Here is a 21090-nt window from a genome sequence, read left to right as displayed (position 1 = left end):
CTACAGCGTGGTGAAGGCCAGAAAGGCCAAAGCCAAAGTAAGCAGCGCCAGCCCCGAAGCCATCATCACCCGCAGCCGCAACCATCCGGCGGGCAAGGCAATCCGACCGGCCAGCGCCTGTTCCAGCCTTTGGTCCACCATCGGGCTGGCCAACAGGACCAGCGCCAGCACCAGAAGCGAAGGCGCGGGCCAGACCCAGCCAAAGCACCATGGCAACAAAGCCCCCCAACCGATCAGGCTGGGCAATACCGCCAACGCATAAAGCCCGCCATGGCGCCAGCCCGCCAGCATCGAGGCCATCCACCACAATCCGCCCAGAAAGCTGAGGATGATTGCGGCATAGAAACAGCCCGCCGCCAGCGCGAACCAGCGCGCCTCGGGCCAGATATGGCAGGCGAGCAAGCAGCCCAATTGCGGCAAGACGCCGGACAGGCCCAACAGGACCAGGGGACGCGGCAAGGCGTGGGGTTGGGGGATTTGGTGCAACATCATCCCCCGACATGCGCTCCACCCACCCGTGCGGGCAAGATGGACGTTGGAGCAGGCCTTTTTGTACCGCTTGCTTGTTTTTGCTTGCCGCCACGCCTTGGCCGGTGCTAACGGGCTCCTCCAAGTGCGGGTATGGTGAAATGGTATCATGCGAGCTTCCCAAGCTCTTGGCGCGGGTTCGATTCCCGCTACCCGCTCCATATTTTAGACCGGCACAGTCCGCCAACGTCTGGACAATCCCCAAAATCCGCCACATTCCCGCTGCATCGGGCTGCTGACGTTCGGTCCTGTTCGCAACTGGCCACCCTGTTTTTGGGGGCCATTATGGGGGCCGTTTTGACCGGCGCCCAGTGGACGCAGCATTCCTCAAAAATACCTAAATAAAAACCCGTTACCGGCCTGTCGCCGGATATTGGCGATTTGCCTTTAACCCTCGCTAACCAGTTTTGAACAACAGGCGAGGCCAAGATGATCCCCCGTTATCTCAGCGTTTTCCTTTTCAGCACGGCGCTGACACCGATGGCCCATGCGCAAATCACGCCGCAAAATGCCGCGCCAAAGGCCGAAGATGTGGTGACCACCGGCGTGGCCAAGGGCCGCGACCGTCTGGACAGCGCCACCTCCACCAGCAGCCTGCGCGAGGCCGATATTATCAAGCTGGGCGCCCGCTCGGTGGGTGAATTGCTGCGCGCCATGCCCGGCGTCTTTTCCGAAGCGCCCAATGGCGAAAGCATTGCCAATATCTCGATCCGCGGCCTGCCCGTGGTGTCCTCCGGCGCCAAATTCGTGCAATTGCAGGAAGATGGCCTGCCGGTGGTGGAGTTCGGCGATATTATCGGCGGCAGCGCCGATACTTTCATCCGTGCCGACCTCAATCTGATGCAGGTCGAATCGATCCGTGGCGGTTCGGCCTCGACCTTCGCCTCCAATTCGCCCGGCGGCATTATCAATTTCATCTCCAAAACCGGCGACTTGACCGGCGGCGCCATCGCATTGACCAGCGGGGTCAATTTCCAGCAATATCGCGCCGATTTCGACTATGGCGCGCGATTGTCGGATGACTGGCGTTTCCATGTCGGCGGCTTTTGGCGGCAGGGCAATGGCCCGCGCAATGTCGGCTTTGAAAGCCAGCGCGGCGGGCAAATGAAGTTCAACATCACCCGTGAATTCACCGGCGGCCATGTGCGCGTCTATGCCAAGGTTCTCGACGACCGTTCGCCCTTTTACGATTCGGTCCCGCTGAAAGTCACCGGCAGCAATGACAGCCCCGCTCTGGTGCCGGTGGCCGGTTTCAACCCCGGGCGCGGCACGCTCTCCAGCGTCTATCTGCAATCGGCGCCCATGCTGGATGAAAACAACAATATCGTGTCCGAAGACCTGCGGCAGGGCCAAAGGGTGAAGGAAAAGTCGATTGGCGTCGAAGGCCAGATCGATGTCGATGGCTGGACGATCACCGACCGCTTCCGCATCGCGAACCGTTCGGGCGGCATGTACGGGCCTTTCTCCAGCGTGCTTTATTCGGGCGCGGCGGGGCTGACCCGACTGGGCGGCGCAGGGGCCACCTTATCCTATGCCAGCGGCCCGCGCGCGGGGCAGGTGATTGCCGATCCTTCCTCGCTCAATGGCAATGGCCTCATCGCGGTGATCAACATCCGTATCCGCCCGCAGGAAGATCTGGGCAGCATGGTCAATGACCTGCGCGCCAGCAAGATTTACGAAGTGGCCAAGGGCAAGCTGACCACCACCGGCGGCTTTTATGCCTCGCGTCAGGCGATCCATACCGCCCTGCGCTGGGCCGAGGCGGTGACCGAAGTGCGCGGTGACGGGCAGGCGGCGCTGCTCAATATCACCAATGCGGCGGGTCAGGCGGTGACGCAGAACGGCTTCTATGCTTTCAACTATGCGCTCAACAATGGCACGCAGCGCCGCACGATGAGCGTCGATTATGCGGTGCAGGCCGCCTATGGCTCGGTCAATTTCCATCGCGGCAAAGTGGCGGTGGGCGGCAGCCTGCGCTATGATTTCGGCAGCGCCAGCGGGCAGGTGTTCGGATCGGACCTTGGCGGCGGGCGGGTGGGCACGGTGTCGCGCGACATGAATGGCGATGGCGTGATCTCGCTGGCCGAACAGAAAGTGGGCATCACCCCCTTGGGCAGCCCCGCGCCGGTCAATTACAGCTACCACTATCTGTCCTATTCGGCGGGGATCAATTACCGCGTGGCCGAACCTTTCTCGGTCTTTGCCCGCTATAGCCGAGGCGCGCGCGCCAATGCCGACCGCATCCTTTACACCGCTGCCATCAACAATGCCGATGGCAGTCTGGCAATTCCGCAGGCCGCCTATGATCCGGTCAAGCAGGCCGAACTGGGGATGAAATTCCGCAAGTCGAACCTGACCGTCAATCTGACCGGCTTTAGCGTCAACAGTCAGGATACCAATGTCAACACCGGCACTGGCGTGGTGATCGCGCGCAAATACAAGGCCAAGGGGCTGGAGTTTGAGGCAGGCTATCGCCGCGGCCTGTTCAGCGTGAATGGCGGGGCGACCTATACCGATGCGAAAATCGTGGATGATTATATTGACGCCTCGGTCATCGGCAAACATCCGCGCCATCTGGCCAATCTGATCTTTCAGGTCACGCCGCAGATCAATTGGAACAGGGTAAATTTCGGCGCAACCTTCATCGGCACCACCGACAGCTATGCGCAGGATAGCAATATCCTGAAAATGCCCGGTTACGTTACCACCAATGCCTTCATTCAGGCGCGTGTGACGCCGCGCATGCAGGTGACGCTCAATGCGGCCAATCTGTTCGATGTGCTGGCGTTGACCGCGATCGACGAGGCCGGCACGCCCGCCAATGGCATTGTGCGTGGCCGCTTGCCGACGGGGCGCACGGTGTCGGCCTCGCTGCGGCTGGACCTGTAACTCTGGATCGGGGCGGGGGCGGCTTAACAAAGCCCTAAACCCCGCCCCGCAGAATCCTGCGCAAAGCGAAAAAGCCGTTTCAAGGCAAAGCTAAGCGAAGCTTCCTAGAAATGATGTGTCAAAATAAGAGCAAAGGGTGGCCTGATGATTCGCATGGACAACATGGGTAAAGCCGCCCCGCTCGCTGATTTTCGGGTGCAACCATGCTGAGCCAACTCAACATTCCGCGCAAATTGGGCATGTCCTTCGTGGCCATCTGCGCCACGGCGGCATTGGTGATGGCGGTTTTTGCCGTCAACCTGTTCATGATCAACCGCCTGTCGGCGCGCAGCGATGCCAGTCGCAACATTCTGGCCCAGACCATGGCGCTGGAAACCTCGATCCTGCGTGAAAACAGTCAGTTGCGTGGTTTCCTCGTGACGGCGGACCCGTCCTATCTCAAATCCTACACCGAGGCCCGCGCCGAATTTGACAAGACTTCGGCCGAATTGCGCAGCGCGCTGACCGATCCGGCAGAGGTCAAATTGCTGGATGAGGCGCGCGAAGGCACGCTGGCATGGCGCGCGCAATGGAGCGATACTTTGGTCGCCCAGATCAAGGGCGGTGATCAGGCCGGTGCGCAGGAACGCGTGCGTGCGGCGGGCAAAGCGGTGTTGGTGACCAAGCCTGTGCTGGCGCTGCGCGAGATCCGCGATCATCAGAAAGAGATCATCGCCGATAATGACAGCAGCCAGTCCCATGCCATTCTGATTGGCTCGGTTGCCTTGGTCATTGGCGGCGCGGCGATGATCGGTCTGGCCATCACTCTGGCGCTGGCTCTCAGCCGCGCGATTGCCCAGCCCATTACCCAGCTGACCGCCAGTATGAGCGATTTGGCCTCGGGCCATCTGGACATTCATGTGGCCACGGACCGCCATGACGAGCTTGGCGATATGGCCCGCGCGGTGGTGGTGTTCCGCGATGCGGCCCGCTCGCGCCAACAGGCCGAGCATGACCAGAAGGAAGCCTTGGCCGAAATCGGTCGCATCCTGCGCCGTCTGGCCGATGCCGATTTGACGGTGCGTTTGAAGGGCCTGCCCTCGGCCTATCAAACCATTGCCAGCGACTTTAACGAAGCGCTTGCCCGCCTGTCCACCGCGATGCAAACCGTGGGCGCCTGCGTGGACACGATCCGCAACAATTCCGCCGAGATTCGCGCTTCTGCCAATGAATTGTCGGAACGCTCGGAAAATCAGGCCACCAATCTGGCGCGTCAGGCTTCGGCCATGGAGGAGATCACCGCTTCGGCCCGCAATGGCACGGCGCTGATCAACGAAGCCAATGGCGCGATGACCGAAACCCGCCATGAAGCCGAACAGGGCGGGCAGGTGGTGCAGGATGCGATCAGCGCCATGCAGGGCATTGACCGCGCCACGCAGGAAATTTCCGAAATTATCGGCGTGATCGATGGCATCGCCTTCCAGACCAACCTGCTGGCTTTGAACGCCGGTGTGGAAGCCGCGCGCGCAGGCGATGCGGGCAAGGGCTTTGCCGTGGTGGCCAGCGAAGTGCGCGCCTTGGCGCAACGCTCCGCCGATGCCGCGCGCGACGTTAAAACCCGCATCCTGTCGGCGGGCGAGCATGTGCATTCGGGCGTCAAACTGGTGAATGAAACCGGCGAGGCCCTGCACCGCATCATCAACCGCGTCAGCAATGTCAGCGAGACGATCAGCGCCATTGCGCAAAGCGCGCAGGAACAGTCGATCGGTCTGGAACAGATCAATGGCGCGATCAGCCTGATGGATGGCATGACGCAAAAGAACGCGGCCATGGTGGAGGAAACCACCGCTGCGGCGCATATGATGGGCAATGAGGCGGGGCGCCTGTTCGAAGCCTTCTCGGCCTTTAAAGTGGGCGAGGGGCAGGGCGGTTTCGCGCCTCCCGCTGCCAATTACAGCTCCGGTCCGGCCCCCGTGGCCCTGCCACCCTTGCGCGCCAAACCCGCGCCGGTGGCACCCCCGCCGCCCCGCGCGGTGGCCAATGGCGGCTTTGCCGCGGATGACTGGTCGGAATTCTGATCGGCAAAAGGGCCTGAGGGATCATCCTTCAGGCCCTTTTCCATGCCCGCGTAAATCGCAGTGCGCCAAAGGGAAAATACGCCGGTCCACGGGCTTATCCCTAGGGAAGACTCAGGGCAGGCTTTAACCGCGCGAGTCCCATGGTGAAGCAACGGCGGGCAGGCGAGTCTGTTCCTGTCCCGCGCCATGGAGATGATTTTGCAGCACGCCCCGCTATTGCTGGACCCGCAATCCTCGCCGGAATTGGCGGTCAGCGGGGAATTGGGGCGGCAAGCGCTGGTGGTGGCGATGCTGGGCTCGCCCTTCGTCTCGCAGGTTTTGCTGGCCGCCGAACGCGCCATGGCGCAGGCGCCGCAATGCGCGCGGATCTTCGCCCATTGGCCGGGCGACCGCGCCGCCGATGCGCTGGCCATGCGTTTCAACGCCGCGCTGCATGCTTTGGCCCGTTCGGGCAAGGATGCGGCGCTGAGCGCGCTCTATGCCCATGGAGAGGGCGATTTTGACGGCGTGATCGCCCAAGCCATGCGTGCCCATGATGGCGAATTGGCGCGCTGGCTGGCCCACCCTACGCAAACCAACGAGGTGGCCCGATCGGCGGCAACCATGGCTGCTTTAAAGCTGCTGACGGCGCGCTTTGGCCTGCCTTGCGAATTGCTGGAACTGGGTGCGAGTGCGGGGCTTAATCTCAACCTGCCGCATTACCATTATGATCTGGGCGGGTTGAGCTGCGGCCCTGCCGCCTCGCCGGTGCAGATTGCGCCCTTGTGGCATGGCGCCCCGCCGCCTGCCGCCGATCCGGTGATCCTGCGGGCGCGCGGGGTGGACCTGTCACCGCTGGACCTGCGCTGCGCGCCGACGGTGGAGCGGCTGCATGCTTTCGTCTGGGCGGACAAGGCCGACCGGCGCGAGCATCTGGAACAGGCTTTGGCCGTGGCCAAGGCGCATCCGCCGCAGGTGGAGCAGGGCGATGCCGTGCCATGGCTGGCGCAGCAACTGGGCGGGCCGCCTGCCTTGGGGCGGTGCCGCGTGGTGGTGCATTCGATGTTCCGGCAATATCTCTCGACGGCCAAGCGGGCGGCGCTGGACAGCGTGTTGAACGAGGCCTTCGCCCGCGCCATTCCTCAGGCGCCCTTGGCCCATCTGGCGCTGGAATGGACCGCGCCGCGTGACGAGGTGCGCCTGACGCTGACCCTGTCCGCGGGCGAAGGTGTGGAGCAGCACCATCTGGCCACCTGTCACCCCTATGGCGACTGGATCGACTGGCGCGGGTAAAACCGGAGTTCGCGCCATAAAAAAGCCGCCCGGACGCCAAGGCACGGGCGGCTTTTTTATAGCCTGCCCCGCCGCGCAGGCGGGGCGAGGGCGCAAGGGTTAAAAGTCGTAACGCAGGCTGGCCGACAGGGTGCGGCCATTGATTGTGCGCGCCAGCGTGACGCCGGTGGCGGGCATGCTGGCATCCGACGCCTCGGTCAGCGCCAGCTTGTCGAACAGATTGTTGACATTCACCCGCAGCGTGACGCGCTGATAGGGCTGCCATGCCACATAGGGGCTGACCAAAGTATAGCCATTGAGTTTCAGCTTATTGGCATCTTGCGCATAGCTGTCGGTGGTGCCCACGATATTCACCCCTGCCGACCATGCGCCCTGCTGCAACTGGGGGATGATCTGATAGATGAAATCGGCCTGACGGCGCGGCTTGTTGCCGACCACGGTCGCGTCCGTGCTATCGGCCACAATGCGCGCATGGCTATAGGTCACGCTGCCCGAAAGGCTGAAAATGCCGCGCTTGTAGCTGGCCTCCAATTCGCTGCCATAGGCGCGATATTTGCGGGCGATGGTTTTCAGGGCAATGCCGTTGGTCGAGGCGACATATTGCAGGTTGGTTTCCTTGGCCTCCGCCCAGAAACCGGTGAGATTGACGGTCAGCGCCTGATCCCGCCATTTCCAGCCCAGTTCAATCTGGTCCACCGGCGAATAGCCCGCCGCCGGATTGGCCAAAGTGCCATTGGCGAAATTGATGGCAGGGGTGAACATGATATTGTCCGCCGAGGCGCGCCCGCCACGGCTGTAGCGGCCAAACACCGAGGTGAGCGGCGAGATGCGATAATTCACGCCCGCCGAATAGCTGGCATAATTGACCGTATAATTGAGCGGCACCGGCGAGGAGAGCGGGATGACCGAGGTGAGCGATTCAGGCCGCGAGATGCTGCCATTGCCGTTCCAGTCATAGGCGGCAAAGCCCGCCCCGCGCCCCGTCAGAGCGCTGGCGGCAAGGCCGGTGGTTTTGGTGCTGTCGTAACGCACACTGGCGCCCAGCGCCCATTTGCCCTGTTTCCAGTTGATCGAGCCATAGGGGGCTAGCACGCGCACCTTGGCATCCAGATCGACCGTGCTGGCTTGTCCGGCAAAGGTGGAGCCATAGCCATAGATGCCGCCCTGCGTCATGGGAATGCCGGTGGCGGTGGTCAGATCCACCAGCGCGGCATTGCCGCCGCCCGCCACGCTATAGAGCACCGATGCGGCAAGGATCGAGTTGGCGATGCTCTGTTGCGAGTAATAGAGGCCCGCGGTGGTGGTGATATCGGCATGGCCTGCTTTCCACACGCGGCTGGCCCGCAGATCATTGGCCAACACATCCATGCTGCGGATCGGCATTTTCAGCGCCAGCACCGCGGCCAGCATGCCATTGCCATTGATGGTGGAGGGCGAGGTGATCGTGGTGCCCGCATAAGGGCCGGTGGCCCATTTGAGCGAGGCCGAAGGACCGGCAAAGAAGGCCGAAACCGCGCTGGCCGGGGCGGCCATCACCGGATAGAGATGCGCCCATTCGCCCGAATTGGCCGTATAGCGCAGCTTTTCATTGAGCGTCCATCCGCCCAGCTCGATCTGGCTTTCCAGCCCGATGGCCCGCGATTTGGCGTGGAAGCCATCCTTGAAATTGGCCGTGTAGGGTTTGTTGTCGCTGCCATTGACCTGATAGGTCGGCTGATAGCGAGAGAACAATGTGTCCTTATTGGCCGAAAATCCGGGCAGATTGGCATGGGTCGGGCTGTCATTGCTGCCGCTGACGCCCACCGGCACCAGCGTATAGGCAGGCGTCACATCATCCAGCCATTTGCCATAAAGGCGTACATAGCCGCCGGTAAAATCCTTGGTGATGTTGAATTTTACCTGCCCGCCACGGAACGCGTCGCTGATGCCGGTGTTGCGCGGGCCTGAACCCTGCCGGTAGAAACCGCCGATGTGAAAGCGCAGATCCTGCGCCAGATGCGCGCCATAATCGGCATCCACCCGATTTTCGCCATAATTGATGCCGGTGGACAGTTCCAAAGCCCCACCTGTATCGCGCCCGTTTTTGGAGATGATATTGATCACCCCGCCCGGTGAATTGGAGGCAAAGGTGGAGGCCGACCCCCCACGGATCGCCTCGACCGAGCCGATGTTGATATCGGAGCGGACAAAGGCCAGCGCCGTGGCCGCAAAAAGATCGCCAAATTCGACGACCGGCAGGCCGTCTTCCTGAATCTGGATATATTTCGACCCTGAACCGGCCATGGGCAACCCACGCACGGTCAGATTGGTTTGCGCATCATCGGTGTGATATTCCACGCGGATGCCAGCCATATTGCGCAGCACCTCGCCCATGGAACGGGCCGAGTAATGCTCGATCTCGTCGCCAGCGATAATGCTGGTGGAAATGGCCGAATCCAGCAGGTCACGCCCGCGTGCCACGCCGGTGGAGAAGGTTTGCGCTCCGCTGGCCGGTTTGGCGGCAGGTTTGGCTGTCTGGTCGCTACCCTTGTCCTGTGCCGCCCATGCCGGCTGGGCGAAGCCGATGATGGCGGTCGATAGCAAAAGGCCGAATTTGTTCACGCGTTCGTTCCCCGAGACTTCTATTTCACCTTGCCGTCTTTAACGGCGAAGTCTCGCAAGGCGCTGAGCGGGCCTATCGGGGAATATGCTGAGGCCTTTGGGGCAGGGCTGGGGGGCATTATGCCTTGCCGATATTCGGATCACCCTGCCCCCATACGCATGCTTGCCAAGCCGATAGGTTCAGCATAGTCTGCCCATAGTTTCCCCGGGGAGCCATGTGGCTGAGAGGTGGGCGTAACGCCCCACGACCCGTCGAACCTGATCCCGTTAACACGGGCGGAGGGAGGGAGCGTGGTTTCTGGCGCGTTGGTGCCCCCCGCTCCACCTCTCCCCCGCCAGAACAAGAAGGCGTGCCTATAAAGAAAAAAACATAAGGAGAGAGAGATGCAGGATTTTGGTGATCCCACCGGATGGAGCAGCCTGTTGCTTGGGTTAGCAGCTCTGGCCGCCGGTGCAGGGGCCTTGCGCCAACCGGGCGCATGGCAAACCATGATCGGCGAGGTGGAAGGCTCCCCCACGCTGCAATTTGTATGCGGCATGATGGAATTGGTGGTGGGCAGTCTGGTCTATCTGGCCAACCCATGGGTTCCCGCCGACCTGCCAACCTGTCTCCTTAAAACGCTGGGCGGACTGATGCTGGTCGAGGCTTTGGCCATCCTGTTCGCCTGCGATCTTTATACCCAGATGTGGCTGCGCTCCCTTGGCAATTTTCACAGGGGCTGGGCCGGCATCACCACCGCGCTGGGCCTTGCTCTCACCATTCTGGGCATGGTCCGGCTGGAATAATCCAGACCATCACAGAAGAGAGTACCCATGGCCGATATCAACTCCCCGCTGGACATAGGCGTCACCACAGGCCCCATTCGCGGCAGCCGGAAAATCCATGTTCCGGTGCCTGGAAAGCCTGACATTCTGGTGGCGATGCGCGAAATCACGCTGGAGCCATCGGCCAAGGAACCCCCTGTTCGGGTCTATGACACCTCCGGCCCCTATACCGACCCCAAGGCCACGATCGACATTGCCGCCGGCCTGCCCGCCCTGCGCCGCGACTGGATTTTGGCGCGTGGCGATGTGGAGGCCTATGACGGGCGCGAAATCCGCCCCGAGGACAATGGCCAGCTTGGCCCCGACCGCAGCGGCGGCGTGCCGCCCTTTCCGCTGGTGAACCGCCGCCCCCTGCGCGCGAAAGCAGGGCAGAACGTCAGCCAGATGCATTACGCCCGCCGTGGCATCATCACGCCCGAAATGGAATATGTCGCCACCCGCGAAAATCTGGGCCGCGCGATCCTGAAGGAAAAGCTGGAGCGCGATGGCGAAAGCTGGGGCGCGGAAATCCCCGATTTCGTCACGCCAGAATTTGTGCGTGACGAGGTTGCCCGTGGCCGCGCCATCATCCCGTCCAACATCAACCACCCCGAATCCGAGCCCATGGCGATTGGCCGCAATTTTCTGGTCAAGATCAACGCCAATATCGGCAATTCTGCGGTGGCCTCCAATGTGGCGCAGGAAGTGGACAAGCTGGTCTGGTCGATCCGCCACGGCGCCGACACCGTGATGGACCTGTCGACGGGGCGCAACATTCATGACACCCGCGAATGGATCCTGCGCAACAGCCCCGTGCCCATCGGCACCGTGCCCATCTACCAAGCGCTGGAAAAGGTGGGCGGCATTGCCGAAGACCTCACTTGGGAAATCTTCCGCGATACGTTGATCGAACAGGCCGAACAGGGCGTGGACTATTTCACCATCCATGCCGGTGTGCGCCTGCCCTATATCCCCATGACCGCCAAGCGCGTCACCGGCATCGTCAGTCGCGGCGGCTCGATCATGGCCAAATGGTGCCTTGCGCATCACAAGGAATCCTTCCTTTACGAACGTTTCGATGAAATCACCGAGATCATGAAGGCCTATGACATCGCCTATTCGCTGGGCGATGGCCTGCGCCCCGGCTCGATCGCCGACGCCAATGACGAGGCCCAGTTCTCCGAACTCTACACCCTTGGCGAGCTGACCAAGCGCGCTTGGGAACAGGACGTGCAGGTCATGATCGAAGGCCCCGGCCATGTGCCCATGCACAAGGTCAAGGAAAACATGGACAAGCAGTTGAAGGCCTGCGGCGAAGCCCCCTTCTACACGCTTGGGCCGCTGGTTACCGATATCGCGCCCGGCTATGACCATATCACCAGCGGCATCGGCGCCGCCATGATCGGCTGGTTCGGCACCGCCATGCTCTGCTATGTCACGCCCAAGGAGCACCTCGGCCTGCCCGACCGCGATGACGTCAAAGTCGGCGTTGTCACCTACAAGCTGGCCGCCCATGCCGCCGACCTTGCCAAGGGCCACCCCGCCGCCAAGCTGCGCGACGACGCCCTGTCCCGCGCCCGCTTCGAGTTCCGCTGGCGCGACCAGTTCAACCTCTCGCTAGACCCCGATACCGCCGAGGCCTACCACGACCAGACCCTGCCCGCCGAAGGCGCCAAAACCGCCCATTTCTGCTCCATGTGTGGGCCGAAGTTCTGCTCCATGAAAATCACGCAGGAGGTGAGGGACTTCGCCGCCAAGCAAAATGCGGAAATCGAAACGTTCGTCGCCGCCGAGGATGCCGAAGCGGGCATGGCGGAAATGAGCGAGAAGTATCGGGAAGCAGGGGACCTGTATATTCCGGCTGCGGAGTGATTGGGGTTAGGTTTTAGGGGTGTTTGATGGCCGAAGGTTTCCTTTTTCGGGGGAGGCCTCCGGCCTTTTCTTTTGGGGTTTTGCCTCCGGCGGGCAAAGGGCGGGGGCCCTTTGCAAACCCGATTATCGAGCATTGCCAAATTTCGATCGAAGGTGACTTGATTCAATTATTCAGCATTGGTTTCATAGATTTGGGTCGATTTCTCGAATGCGAGCCTCAATGAAATCACTTAGCTTGTAAATATCTTCCAATTTTGAAATTTGGTGCTTGGTTTCATCTCTTCCTGAAAAGGTGCCGACGTATTTTACGGTTTGTGCATTAAAATGCATCCGCGCTAGAGTTTTTCGATTGTTATCGTCAATCAATATTGCACAGTATGATTTGGAGTCCCGCAAGTGTATACGTTGGGGGTCAATTATCTTCGCAGCGATAGCCTGAACGATTCTGTAACCCGAGATCTCTTCTTCGGTTGTTACGATTTCGTCCTCAGCCACAACAGGGGCAGGGGTGACGGTGTTGTCGTCTGACGGCTCTGTCACCCTCAGCGCGGATGATAGGCGCTCGGCTACTTGCTCCCTTACGATGGCATTCATTGCTGCTGCCACATGCTTGGAGAAGTTTTCGCGGATTGCGGATGTTAAGCGACCGTCATGAACTCGTCTGGCAAGCAGCGCGACAAATTCATCAGACGGCGCGGAGAATTCCTTCTCGATTTCTTGGCGTAATAACGATTGAAGTTTTAAGCCTGACGCTTCTTGCACAATTATATCAATATTGAAAGATGACTTTGTGAATCTTTCAATTATTTTGAGATCAATCGGCTTCGCGCTTTCAAGATCGAAACTGAAAAATGGCTTTTCATCCATTTTGTTTGGTTGTTCGATATCTGAATAAAAGTGATAGACGGCGCCGTTTGTTAAAATTGCAAGACGAGCTTCGGTGACTGAAAAATAGCGATAGAGCTGGCCAGCCTGTTTGATCCCAAGTGCGGCGTTTACCGGTTTGCATTCGACTAAAATCGACGGCTTTCCCTCACAGAAAACGGCGTAATCTACTTTTTCACCTTTTTTTGTTCCAACATCTGCCGTAAATTCGGGAACAACTTCGCTCGGATTGAAAACATCATACCCCAGCGCCTGCAGAAAGGGCATTACCAGTGCGGTCTTTGCCGCCTCTTCTGTCTGCAAAATTTCTCGATGCTCAGCAACGCGCTTTTGAAGTTCCGAAATGCGCATGGCTAGGTCCATCGTGATTCTCCATTTTGTGCAGTATACGAGTATAGAGTTTTAGGCAAAAACGCGAATATGCCCAAAACTTCATCCAATCAAACTTTCGAGTACTTCTATCGCCAACGGCGTAAAAGGAAAGGCTTCACGTTACAGTCAAATTTCAAAGGAAATCGGAAGCTTCCATGTCGGCTCATCGAAGGGATTGCAAAGGGCCCCCGCCCTTTGCCCGCCGGAGGCATAAAACCTTAAAACCCAAAAAGCCGCAGGCCCCCCACCCAAATCCCGCAAACAACCCCCCCCCTGTCCTACACAGACAAAATCCCTCATCCTCCCGCGCATGACCGCGCCATACGACAGCACAGCCCCTGATCTGCAAACCTCTAAAGCGAAGAAATCGCGCCGGAGGGTGCCGGCTTTTGCGCCGGTGCCGGTGCGGGGGCGCAGGGATGGGTGGAGCGTGGGGCGGCAGGCGGGGTTTATGGCGGCGCTGGCGCGGACGGGCAGCGTGCGGGCGGCGGCGGAGGCGGTGGGCATGTCGCGGGTGAGTGCCTATCGCTTGCGCGAAAGGGCGGGTGCGGAGAGCTTTGCGGCGGCATGGGATGCGGCTTTGTACAATATGGGGCGGATAGAGGCTCGAAAGGTGACAGAAGCCGAGCTATGGCTGCGGGCGATGGAGGGTTTGGTGCGGCCGCGGCTATCCACAAGGCTAGGCGATGCAATTGTCTGGAATCAGGACAATAAATCGCTCTTGCGCCTGATGCGGATTTTCGCGCGGGCCGGGGGCCATGGGCTGGGTTGAGCCTCGCGCTAAATGCTCGTTTTCTATGAACCAGAGGGAAAGTGCCGTGATGACGCCAGAGGGGAATGTTGCAGGGATGGATCTGGCGATCCGCATGGCGCGGGCGGCGTTTAACCGTGCGCTGGAACAGGGCGATCTGGCGGCGATCACGCCTTTGCTGGCCCATAATGTCACGCTGGTGACGGGTACGGACAGCGCCTTGCTCAACGGGCGCAAGGCGCAATTGCTGGCGTGGAAGCGCGAATTTTCCGCCCCCGCCGCCCAGCGCAACACCTATATCCGCAAGACGCAGAGCGTGATGGCCAGCACCACGGAGCCCTTGGCAATGGAATATGGCGCATGGGAAGGCGTGGCGCAGGCTGGCATCACCGCGCAGGGCGCCTACAGCGCCAAATGGCGCCGCATGGGTGAAAGCTGGGTGATCGAGGCCGAGATTTTTGTAACGCTGTAGGGCTTTAAGCCTCGGGAGCCTCTTTGATCAGATGTTCGAGCTGCAATTGCTTCATCATCGCCCGATCATAGGAGGCAATCCCCGCGCTGAGCAGGCGGCCATAGGGGCCAACGGCAATGTCGCTGCGGATGATGGTGGCGGGGTTGCCGGCTACGATGGAATAGGGGGGCACATCCTTGGTCACCACCGCGCCCGCCGCCACGATGCAACCGTCGCCCACGGTGACGCCGGGCATGATCACGCTGCGCGCGCCAAGGAAGCAGAAGCGCCCGATATGCGTGTTGAAATAACGCCCCCGGCACATGTCATGGGTCAGGATGGTGGTGCCGAAAGTCACATAGGTCATGGCGCCGATATGCACCCCCTTGGGGTGGGTGCGGTCCAGCCAGGCGGCATTGGAGATGCGGCAGGAGGGATGGATATCCATGCCCCAGACCCGATTGTAAAAGGTGATACGCAGCTGTGACATTTTGCGTTGCAGACCGCGCAAGCTGTTGAGGCTGATCATCTGGGGCTGTCCTTGGTGTCGGGCCGGATTTTACGCCCGAAGGCATGGGTGGCAAGTCTTTAGAAATAATAGTGATCTTTTGCAATCTTTTGCCACCGTGTCGGTGGCCGATGGTGGCGTAGAGGTCTGCTGCCGGATTGCCCCGATGTGCGGTTGCGGTATCGACGGCTAGTCTCTACACCTTGGCCCTATGGTGGGTCGCGCAACAGATATGGCTCCAGATGTCGCTATCGTCGGCGGCGGTTTGGCGGGCGGATTGCTGGCGCTGGCGCTGGCGGCGCGCAGACCCGACCGGCGGGTGTTGCTGATCGAGGCGGGGGAGAATTTGGGGGGCAACCATGTGTGGTCCTTCTTTCTCTCCGACATTCCGGTGGCTTTGCGTTGGTTGGTCAAGCCTTTGGTGGCGGCGCGCTGGGATGGTTATGATGTGCGCTTTCCCGCGCATAGCCGAAGGTTGAACAGCGCCTATCGCTCGATCACGTCGGAGCGGTTTGACGCGCATCTGCGGGCCAGCCTGCCGGAAGGCTCGATCCTGACCGGCGTGGCGGTGGCGGCGCTGGACCGGCAGGGCGTGACTTTGGCGGATGGCGCGCGGATCAAGGCGGGCGCGGTGGTGGATGCGCGGGGCGCGCAGAGCTTCCCCGGGCTGTTGGGCGGTTGGCAGAAATTCGTGGGGCAGATGTTGCAACTGGAGGCTCCGCACGGGTTGGAGCGGCCGATTGTGATGGACGCCAGCGTGGCGCAGGAAGAAGGCTATCGCTTTGTCTATGCGCTGCCCTTCGCGGCGGATAAAGTCTTTGTCGAGGATACCTATTACACCACCTCGCCGCACGTGGAGCGGGATGTGTTGGCCCAGCGGATTGCCTACTATGCGCAGGCGCAGGGCTGGAGGGTGAAACAGGTTTTGGGGGAGGAGCAGGGCTGCCTTCCCGTGGTGGCGGCGGGAAGGCCGGTGTTGCATGATGGCGCAGATGGTGTGGCAAGGATCGGCTCGGCGGTGGCTCTGTTCCATCCTTTGACCGGCTATTCGCTGCCCACGGCGGTGCGTTTGGCGGGGATGCTGGCCGATCTGCCGGATCTGTCGGGGCGGGCCATGGCCAAGGCCGCGGCGGATTATGCGCGGGACCATTGGCAGGCGGGGGCCTATTACCGCCTGCTCACCCGCATGCTTTTCGGCGCGGCGCAACCAGAGTGCAGCTACAGGATTTTCGAGCGTTTCTATCGGTTGAAAGAAGGGCTGATCGAGCGTTTTTATGCGGGCCATTCCACAGGGTTGGACCGCATGCGGATTTTGGCAGGCAAGCCGCCGGTGCCCTTGGGCGCGGCGATTGCTTGCTTGTTGGGCGGCGGGCATCCGTTGGCTCGACTGGATGACGTGATGCAGCCACAAACGGCGCAAACCGGGGAAGTTGAACAAAGATGAGCAGAGCTTGTGTGATCGGCGCCGGTTTCGGCGGTTTGGCGCTGGCAATCCGCCTGCAATCTGCCGGCATTGCCACAACGGTTGTGGAGGCCCGCGACAAGGCGGGCGGCCGCGCCTATGTGTGGGAGCGTGACGGCCATACATTTGACGGCGGCCCCACGGTGGTGACCGATCCGGCCTGTTTGCAGGAATTGTGGAGCCTGTCGGGGCAGGACATGCGCCGCGATGTGGAATTGATGCCGGTGATGCCTTTCTATCGCCTGCAATGGCCCGATGGCACGCATTTCGACTATTCCAACGACGAGGCGTCCTTGCGCGCCGAGATCAACCGTGTCGCCCCCGGCGACTTGCCCGGCTATCAACAGTTTCTGGAATTCGCCAGTGCGGTTTACGAGGAAGGCTATGTCAAGCTGGGCCATGTGCCCTTCCTGAACTTCAAGGCGATGATCAAGGCAGCCCCCGCTCTGATGAAGCATCAGGCTTGGCGCAGTGTCTATTCGCGCGTGGCAGGCTTTGTGAAATCGGAAAAGCTGCGTCAGGCTTTGTCCTTCCACACTTTGCTGGTGGGCGGCAATCCCATGGCCACCAGCAGCATTTACGCGCTGATCCATAAGCTGGAAAAGGATGGCGGCGTGTGGTGGGCCAAGGGCGGCACCAACAAGCTGGTCGCGGGCATGGTGGCTTTGTTTGAACGGTTGGGTGGCACGATCCGTCTGGCCGATCCGGTGATCAAGATCCACACGATTGGCAACAAGGCCAGCGAAGTGGAATGCGCCAGCGGATGGCGCGAGCGGTTTGACGCGGTGGCCAGCAATGGCGATCTGATGCACACTTATCGCGATTTGCTGGCTGGCACACCGCGTGGCGACAGCCAAGGCAAGGCGCTGGCGCGCAAGAGTTGGTCGCCCAGTCTGTTTGTGGTGCATTTCGGGCTGGAGGGGCAATTCCCCCAGATCCCGCATCACATGATCCTGTTTGGCCCGCGCTACAAAGGCTTGCTGGAAGACATCTACGACCACGGCGTGCTGCCGCGCGACTTTTCGATCTATCTCCACCATCCCAGCGTATCCGATCCGGCCATGGCGCCAGAGGGACGCAGCACGTTTTATGCTTTGGTGCCGGTGGCCCATCGCGGCAAGCTGGCGGTCGATTGGGACGAGGTGGGAGCCGTGCTGGAAAAGCGCATTCTGGACGAGATCGCCCTGCGGCTGATCCCCGATATCCATGAACGAATCGTCACCAAATTCCATTATGCGCCCACCCATTTCGAGACGGACCTTTCCGCCTATATGGGCAGCGCTTTCAGTCTGGAGCCCTTGTTGACGCAGAGCGCCTATTTCCGTGGGCACAACCGCGATGATGCGATTCCCAACCTCTATCTGGTGGGCGCGGGCACGCATCCGGGGGCGGGTATTCCCGGCGTGGTGGGCAGCGCCAAGGCTACAGCGGGGCTGATGCTGGAGGATCTGGGGCTGCCGGTTTAGGTGGGCATAAAGATTTATCCGCGCCGGTCGCTTGTGTCCTGTTCCAACGCCTGTTGATGGGTTATTATCCCACCTATGAAACGAATTGCTATCTATTGTGGCTCGGCCACGCCGGAAGACCCCCGTTACATCGAACTGGCGCGCGAGGTGGGCGATACGCTGGCCCGTCGCGGTATCGGGGTGGTCTATGGAGGTGGCCGTCTGGGCCTGATGGGCGCGGTGGCCGATGCGGCGCTGGCGGCCGGTGGGGAGGTGATCGGGGTGATCCCCGATGCCCTGATCAAGGCCGAAGTGGCGCATCGCGGCTGTACGCAGCTGATCGAAGTGAACACGATGCATGAGCGCAAGGCCGAATTCGTGCGTCTGTCCGACGGTTTCATCACCCTGCCCGGCGGCACGGGCACGATGGACGAGCTGTGGGAGGCGCTGAGCTGGGCGCAGCTGGGCTATCATGCCAAGCCGGTGGGCGTGCTCAATGTCATGGGTTTTTACGACCACTTGCTGGCGCTGTGGCGGCATATGGCCGAAGTGGGCTTTGTGCGCAGCGCCCATCGCGGGCTGGTGATTGCGGAGAATGATCTGGATCTGCTGCTGGCGCGGATGATGACGCATATTCCCAGCGAGCCGATTACCAAGATGGCGCCGGAATCTTTGTGAGTTTTGCCTTGTGAGTACGGCGCGGGCGGCCTTGGTCAGAAGCGCTTTGGTATCAGCGGCAGGCGATGTGATCGCCCGCGGCTCCAAAAGCTTTGCCGCCGCCTCGCGCCTGTTTGACCGCGAGACGCGGGAGCGGGTCTGGCTGTTTTATGCATGGTGCCGCGCCTGTGATGATCTGGCCGATGCGCAGGAACTGGGCGGGGCCTTGGGCGACCAATCGGGGGCAGAGGAGCGCTTCGCCTCGATCCGCCATTTGACCACGCGGGCCTTGGGCGGTGGGCCGACCGGCGAGGCGGCTTTTGATGCCTTGGGCGTGGTGGCGGGCGAATGCGGCATCAATGCGGTGCATGCAGGCGACATCATTGCCGGTTTTGCGCTGGATGTGGCCGGTTGGCGGCCCAAGACTGAACTGGACATGCTGGGCTATTGCTATCACGTGGCCGGTGCGGTGGGCGTGGTGATGGCGCTGGTGATGGGGGTAGACCCAGAGGATAGCGATACGCTGGACCGCGCCTGCGATCTGGGGATTGCCTTTCAACTGGGTAATATCCTGCGCGATGTGGCCGAGGATGCGGCGGCGGGCCGGTGCTATCTGCCGCTCGACTGGTTGACCGAGGCGGGGATCGCGCCGGAAGCGATCATGGAGCCGCAGCATCGGCCAGCGCTGGTGGCGATGGCGGCGCGGATGGCGGCCATGGCACAGGTTTACGAGGCCAGCGCAAGGGTGGGCGCGGGGCGTCTGCCGTGGCGTTGCGCCTGGGCGGTGCTGGCGGCGGCGGGCATTTATGGCGGTATCGCGCGCAAGGTTGCCGCCCTTCGCGAGAAGGCTTGGGATGCGCGGGTAAGCACAACCAAGGGGCAAAAGCTGCTCTATGTGTTGCGCGCCTTGGGACAGGTGCTGATCGGTGCGCCGCGTGAAGCTGCAACTGTGCCCTATACGCGGGCGGTCTTGGCGCGGGCGATACCCCGAATTTAAGCAAACGGGCGTTTAAGCAATGGGTCTGGGCGTTCCGGGCGGCAACAGGCGGCGGAACAACCGGCCCTTTTCGCTGAACAGCACCAGCACAAGGCAGCCAAGGCCCGCCACCATCAGCGCAAAGGCCAAGGGGCGTGCAGTCCCGTCAAAGGCCTGCCCGACCATCGAGCCGAGGCAGGAGGCCAGCACCATGCGGATGAACGACTGGGCCGAGGCCGCAGCCCCCGCCGAACGCGCAAAGGGTTGCAGCGCGATCGAGGTGAAATTGGAGCCAAGGAAGCCCAGCAGGCACATGTTCACCGTCATCATCGGCACGAATTCCCACAGGGTCTCGTTCGGTTGGCTGGCGATGTAGAATTGCAGCGCGCTGGTGCCGATATAGATCAACAGGGCGGTATGGCTGACGCGGCGGGCGCCGAATTTTTCCACGATGCGCGAATTGGTGAAATTGGAGCAAGCCATGCAGGCTGCCATGCCAGCAAAGATCAACGGGAAACGGGCGCCCGCGCCAAAATGCTCGGCCACCAGTTGCTGGCTGGAATTGATATAGCCGAACATCGCCCCCTGTATCAGCGCCATGCCCAGAACATAGCCCGCCGCGCTGCGCGTGGTGATGATCGCGCCCATGGTCATGGCCAGCTTGCGCGGGGCGATGGGCTGTTTGAATTCGGGGCGCAAGGTTTCGGGCAGGCGGGTGGCCATCCAGAACAGGATCAATGAACCCAGCAGCGCCATCACGCCAAAGATCCAGCGCCAACTGGCGACCAGAAGCACGGCTTGCCCTACGCTGGGGGCGATCATGGGGACGACCATGAACACGATGCCTACGGTCGATTGCAGGCGGGCCATGGCATCGCCTTCATGCCGGTCGCGGATGATGGCGGCGGGCAGCACCATCAAGCCTGCACAAGCAACGCCCAGAATGGCGCGCAGCACCAGCAATTGATCGAAATTGGTCACCAGCGCGCAGGCGGTGGAGCAGAGGATGTAGCTGGTGAGGCAAGTGATCAGCACCGGCCTGCGACCATAACGATCGGCCAGCGTGCCCGGCAGCAGGCAGCCAAGGCCGCTGCAAATCAGGAAAATGCCCACAACCAACTGCCGCTGGTTGGGATCACGTGCGCCCAGATCCACCGCCATCGTGCCCAAAGCGGGCAGCATGGAGTCCACCGCCAAGGCCTGAAGCGCCTGTAGCAGGCCCATCAACAGGATGAATTCCAGCCCGCCGATCTGGCGCTGGCGCGAGGGCTTTGGGGCGGAGGGGGAGGGTGTCGCAGGGGGAATCATTATGGTTACCCATGCAGGTACAGGGCGGGCTTGGCTAGTCTTGAATCCTGTTTGATGTTCATCGGCGGGGGCAAGTTTTGAAGATGGGCCGATGATGTCGCGAAATTTACGCTAAATTATGGCAAATCTCATCTGAAAATCGATGCTGGTGACGCGATGGGAAAGCCAGTCGTAAACGGAAATGGCGGAAATCTGCCATTCCCTGCAATTTGGCACGCCCCCTGCAATACTCTTGGCATTCGAGTTTACCGC

Annotated in this window: 15 protein-coding genes, 1 tRNA gene, 1 pseudogene and 1 riboswitch; of the genes and pseudogenes, 12 read left to right on the top strand and 5 right to left on the bottom strand. The window is 61.1% G+C overall.

The genetic code is table 11. The features are described 5' to 3' along the window. Positions 1–492, bottom strand: coding sequence for a DUF3429 family protein (locus tag EOE18_RS02215; RefSeq protein WP_246027210.1), 492 nt, complete (start codon positions 490–492; stop codon positions 1–3). Positions 493–615: 123 nt separating this feature from the next. Between EOE18_RS02215 and EOE18_RS02210 the strand changes: the two genes are divergently transcribed. From EOE18_RS02210 to EOE18_RS02195, 4 genes are all read left to right on the top strand, one after another. After that, positions 616–689, top strand: a tRNA-Gly gene (locus tag EOE18_RS02210). A 268-nt stretch (positions 690–957) separates the two neighbouring features. Next, positions 958–3417, top strand: coding sequence for a TonB-dependent receptor domain-containing protein (locus tag EOE18_RS02205; protein WP_127705706.1), 2460 nt, complete (start codon positions 958–960; stop codon positions 3415–3417). A 203-nt stretch (positions 3418–3620) separates the two neighbouring features. Beyond that, a complete protein-coding gene (locus tag EOE18_RS02200) occupies positions 3621–5474 on the top strand; it encodes a methyl-accepting chemotaxis protein (RefSeq protein WP_127705704.1) in 1854 nt (617 codons plus the stop codon). A gap of 192 nt (positions 5475–5666) precedes the next feature. Continuing rightward, positions 5667–6746, top strand: a complete 1080-nt coding sequence (locus tag EOE18_RS02195; RefSeq protein WP_127705702.1) for a DUF2332 domain-containing protein — start codon at positions 5667–5669, stop codon at positions 6744–6746. A gap of 99 nt (positions 6747–6845) precedes the next feature. Here the strand turns inward: EOE18_RS02195 and EOE18_RS02190 are convergent, their stop codons facing one another. After that, positions 6846–9347 carry a TonB-dependent receptor domain-containing protein gene (locus EOE18_RS02190; RefSeq protein ID WP_127705700.1) on the bottom strand — a complete coding sequence of 834 codons (2502 nt, stop codon included), beginning with the start codon at positions 9345–9347 and terminating at the stop codon, positions 6846–6848. 196 nt (positions 9348–9543) lie between these two features. Beyond that, a riboswitch (TPP riboswitch) is annotated at positions 9544–9649 on the top strand. An 82-nt stretch (positions 9650–9731) separates the two neighbouring features. On the opposite strand from EOE18_RS02190, the gene EOE18_RS02185 reads away from it, so the two are divergent. Both EOE18_RS02185 and thiC read left to right on the top strand, forming a co-directional pair. Beyond that, a complete protein-coding gene (locus tag EOE18_RS02185; protein WP_127705698.1) occupies positions 9732–10133 on the top strand; it encodes a hypothetical protein in 402 nt (133 codons plus the stop codon). Positions 10134–10160: 27 nt separating this feature from the next. Continuing rightward, entirely contained in the window at positions 10161–12023 is a 1863-nt protein-coding gene (gene thiC, locus EOE18_RS02180) for a phosphomethylpyrimidine synthase ThiC (protein ID WP_127705696.1), read from the top strand. Between the two features lie 183 nt (positions 12024–12206). Here thiC and EOE18_RS02175 read toward each other — a convergent pair whose 3' ends face one another. Next, entirely contained in the window at positions 12207–13271 is a 1065-nt protein-coding gene (locus EOE18_RS02175) for a type I restriction endonuclease (RefSeq protein WP_127705694.1), read from the bottom strand. 460 nt (positions 13272–13731) lie between these two features. Between EOE18_RS02175 and EOE18_RS02170 the strand changes: the two genes are divergently transcribed. Then, positions 13732–14052, top strand: coding sequence for a hypothetical protein (locus EOE18_RS02170; protein WP_127705692.1), 321 nt, complete (start codon positions 13732–13734; stop codon positions 14050–14052). A gap of 25 nt (positions 14053–14077) precedes the next feature. Next, positions 14078–14503, top strand: coding sequence for a DUF4440 domain-containing protein (locus EOE18_RS02165; RefSeq protein WP_246027209.1), 426 nt, complete (start codon positions 14078–14080; stop codon positions 14501–14503). A 4-nt stretch (positions 14504–14507) separates the two neighbouring features. On the opposite strand, the pseudogene EOE18_RS02160 reads toward EOE18_RS02165, so the two are convergent. Further along, a pseudogene (locus EOE18_RS02160) lies at positions 14508–14939 on the bottom strand (acyltransferase); the annotation flags it as partial. 283 nt (positions 14940–15222) lie between these two features. On the opposite strand from EOE18_RS02160, the gene crtY reads away from it, so the two are divergent. From crtY to EOE18_RS02140, 4 genes are all read left to right on the top strand, one after another. Beyond that, positions 15223–16434 (top strand): lycopene beta-cyclase CrtY, encoded by a 1212-nt coding sequence (crtY, locus tag EOE18_RS02155; protein WP_246027208.1) that lies wholly within the window; start codon positions 15223–15225, stop codon positions 16432–16434. Next, a complete protein-coding gene (locus tag EOE18_RS02150) occupies positions 16431–17918 on the top strand; it encodes a phytoene desaturase (RefSeq protein WP_127705686.1) in 1488 nt (495 codons plus the stop codon). The genes crtY and EOE18_RS02150 overlap by 4 nt, the downstream gene beginning before the upstream one ends. A gap of 75 nt (positions 17919–17993) precedes the next feature. Next, positions 17994–18575 carry an LOG family protein gene (locus EOE18_RS02145; protein ID WP_127705684.1) on the top strand — a complete coding sequence of 194 codons (582 nt, stop codon included), beginning with the start codon at positions 17994–17996 and terminating at the stop codon, positions 18573–18575. A 31-nt stretch (positions 18576–18606) separates the two neighbouring features. Then, positions 18607–19551, top strand: coding sequence for a phytoene/squalene synthase family protein (locus EOE18_RS02140; RefSeq protein ID WP_127705682.1), 945 nt, complete (start codon positions 18607–18609; stop codon positions 19549–19551). 12 nt (positions 19552–19563) lie between these two features. On the opposite strand, the gene EOE18_RS02135 is transcribed toward EOE18_RS02140, so the two are convergent. After that, complete coding sequence (locus EOE18_RS02135) at positions 19564–20838, bottom strand: multidrug effflux MFS transporter (RefSeq protein ID WP_127705680.1); 1275 nt, start codon at positions 20836–20838, stop codon at positions 19564–19566. Between the last annotated feature and the right edge of the window lie 252 nt (positions 20839–21090).

Origin of the sequence: Novosphingobium umbonatum, from assembly GCF_004005905.1 — a bacterium.
Taxonomy (GTDB): Bacteria; Pseudomonadota; Alphaproteobacteria; order Sphingomonadales; family Sphingomonadaceae; genus Novosphingobium; species Novosphingobium umbonatum.
Note: the sequence above shows the minus strand (reverse complement) of the source record. Positions and strands in the feature narration are given on the sequence as shown.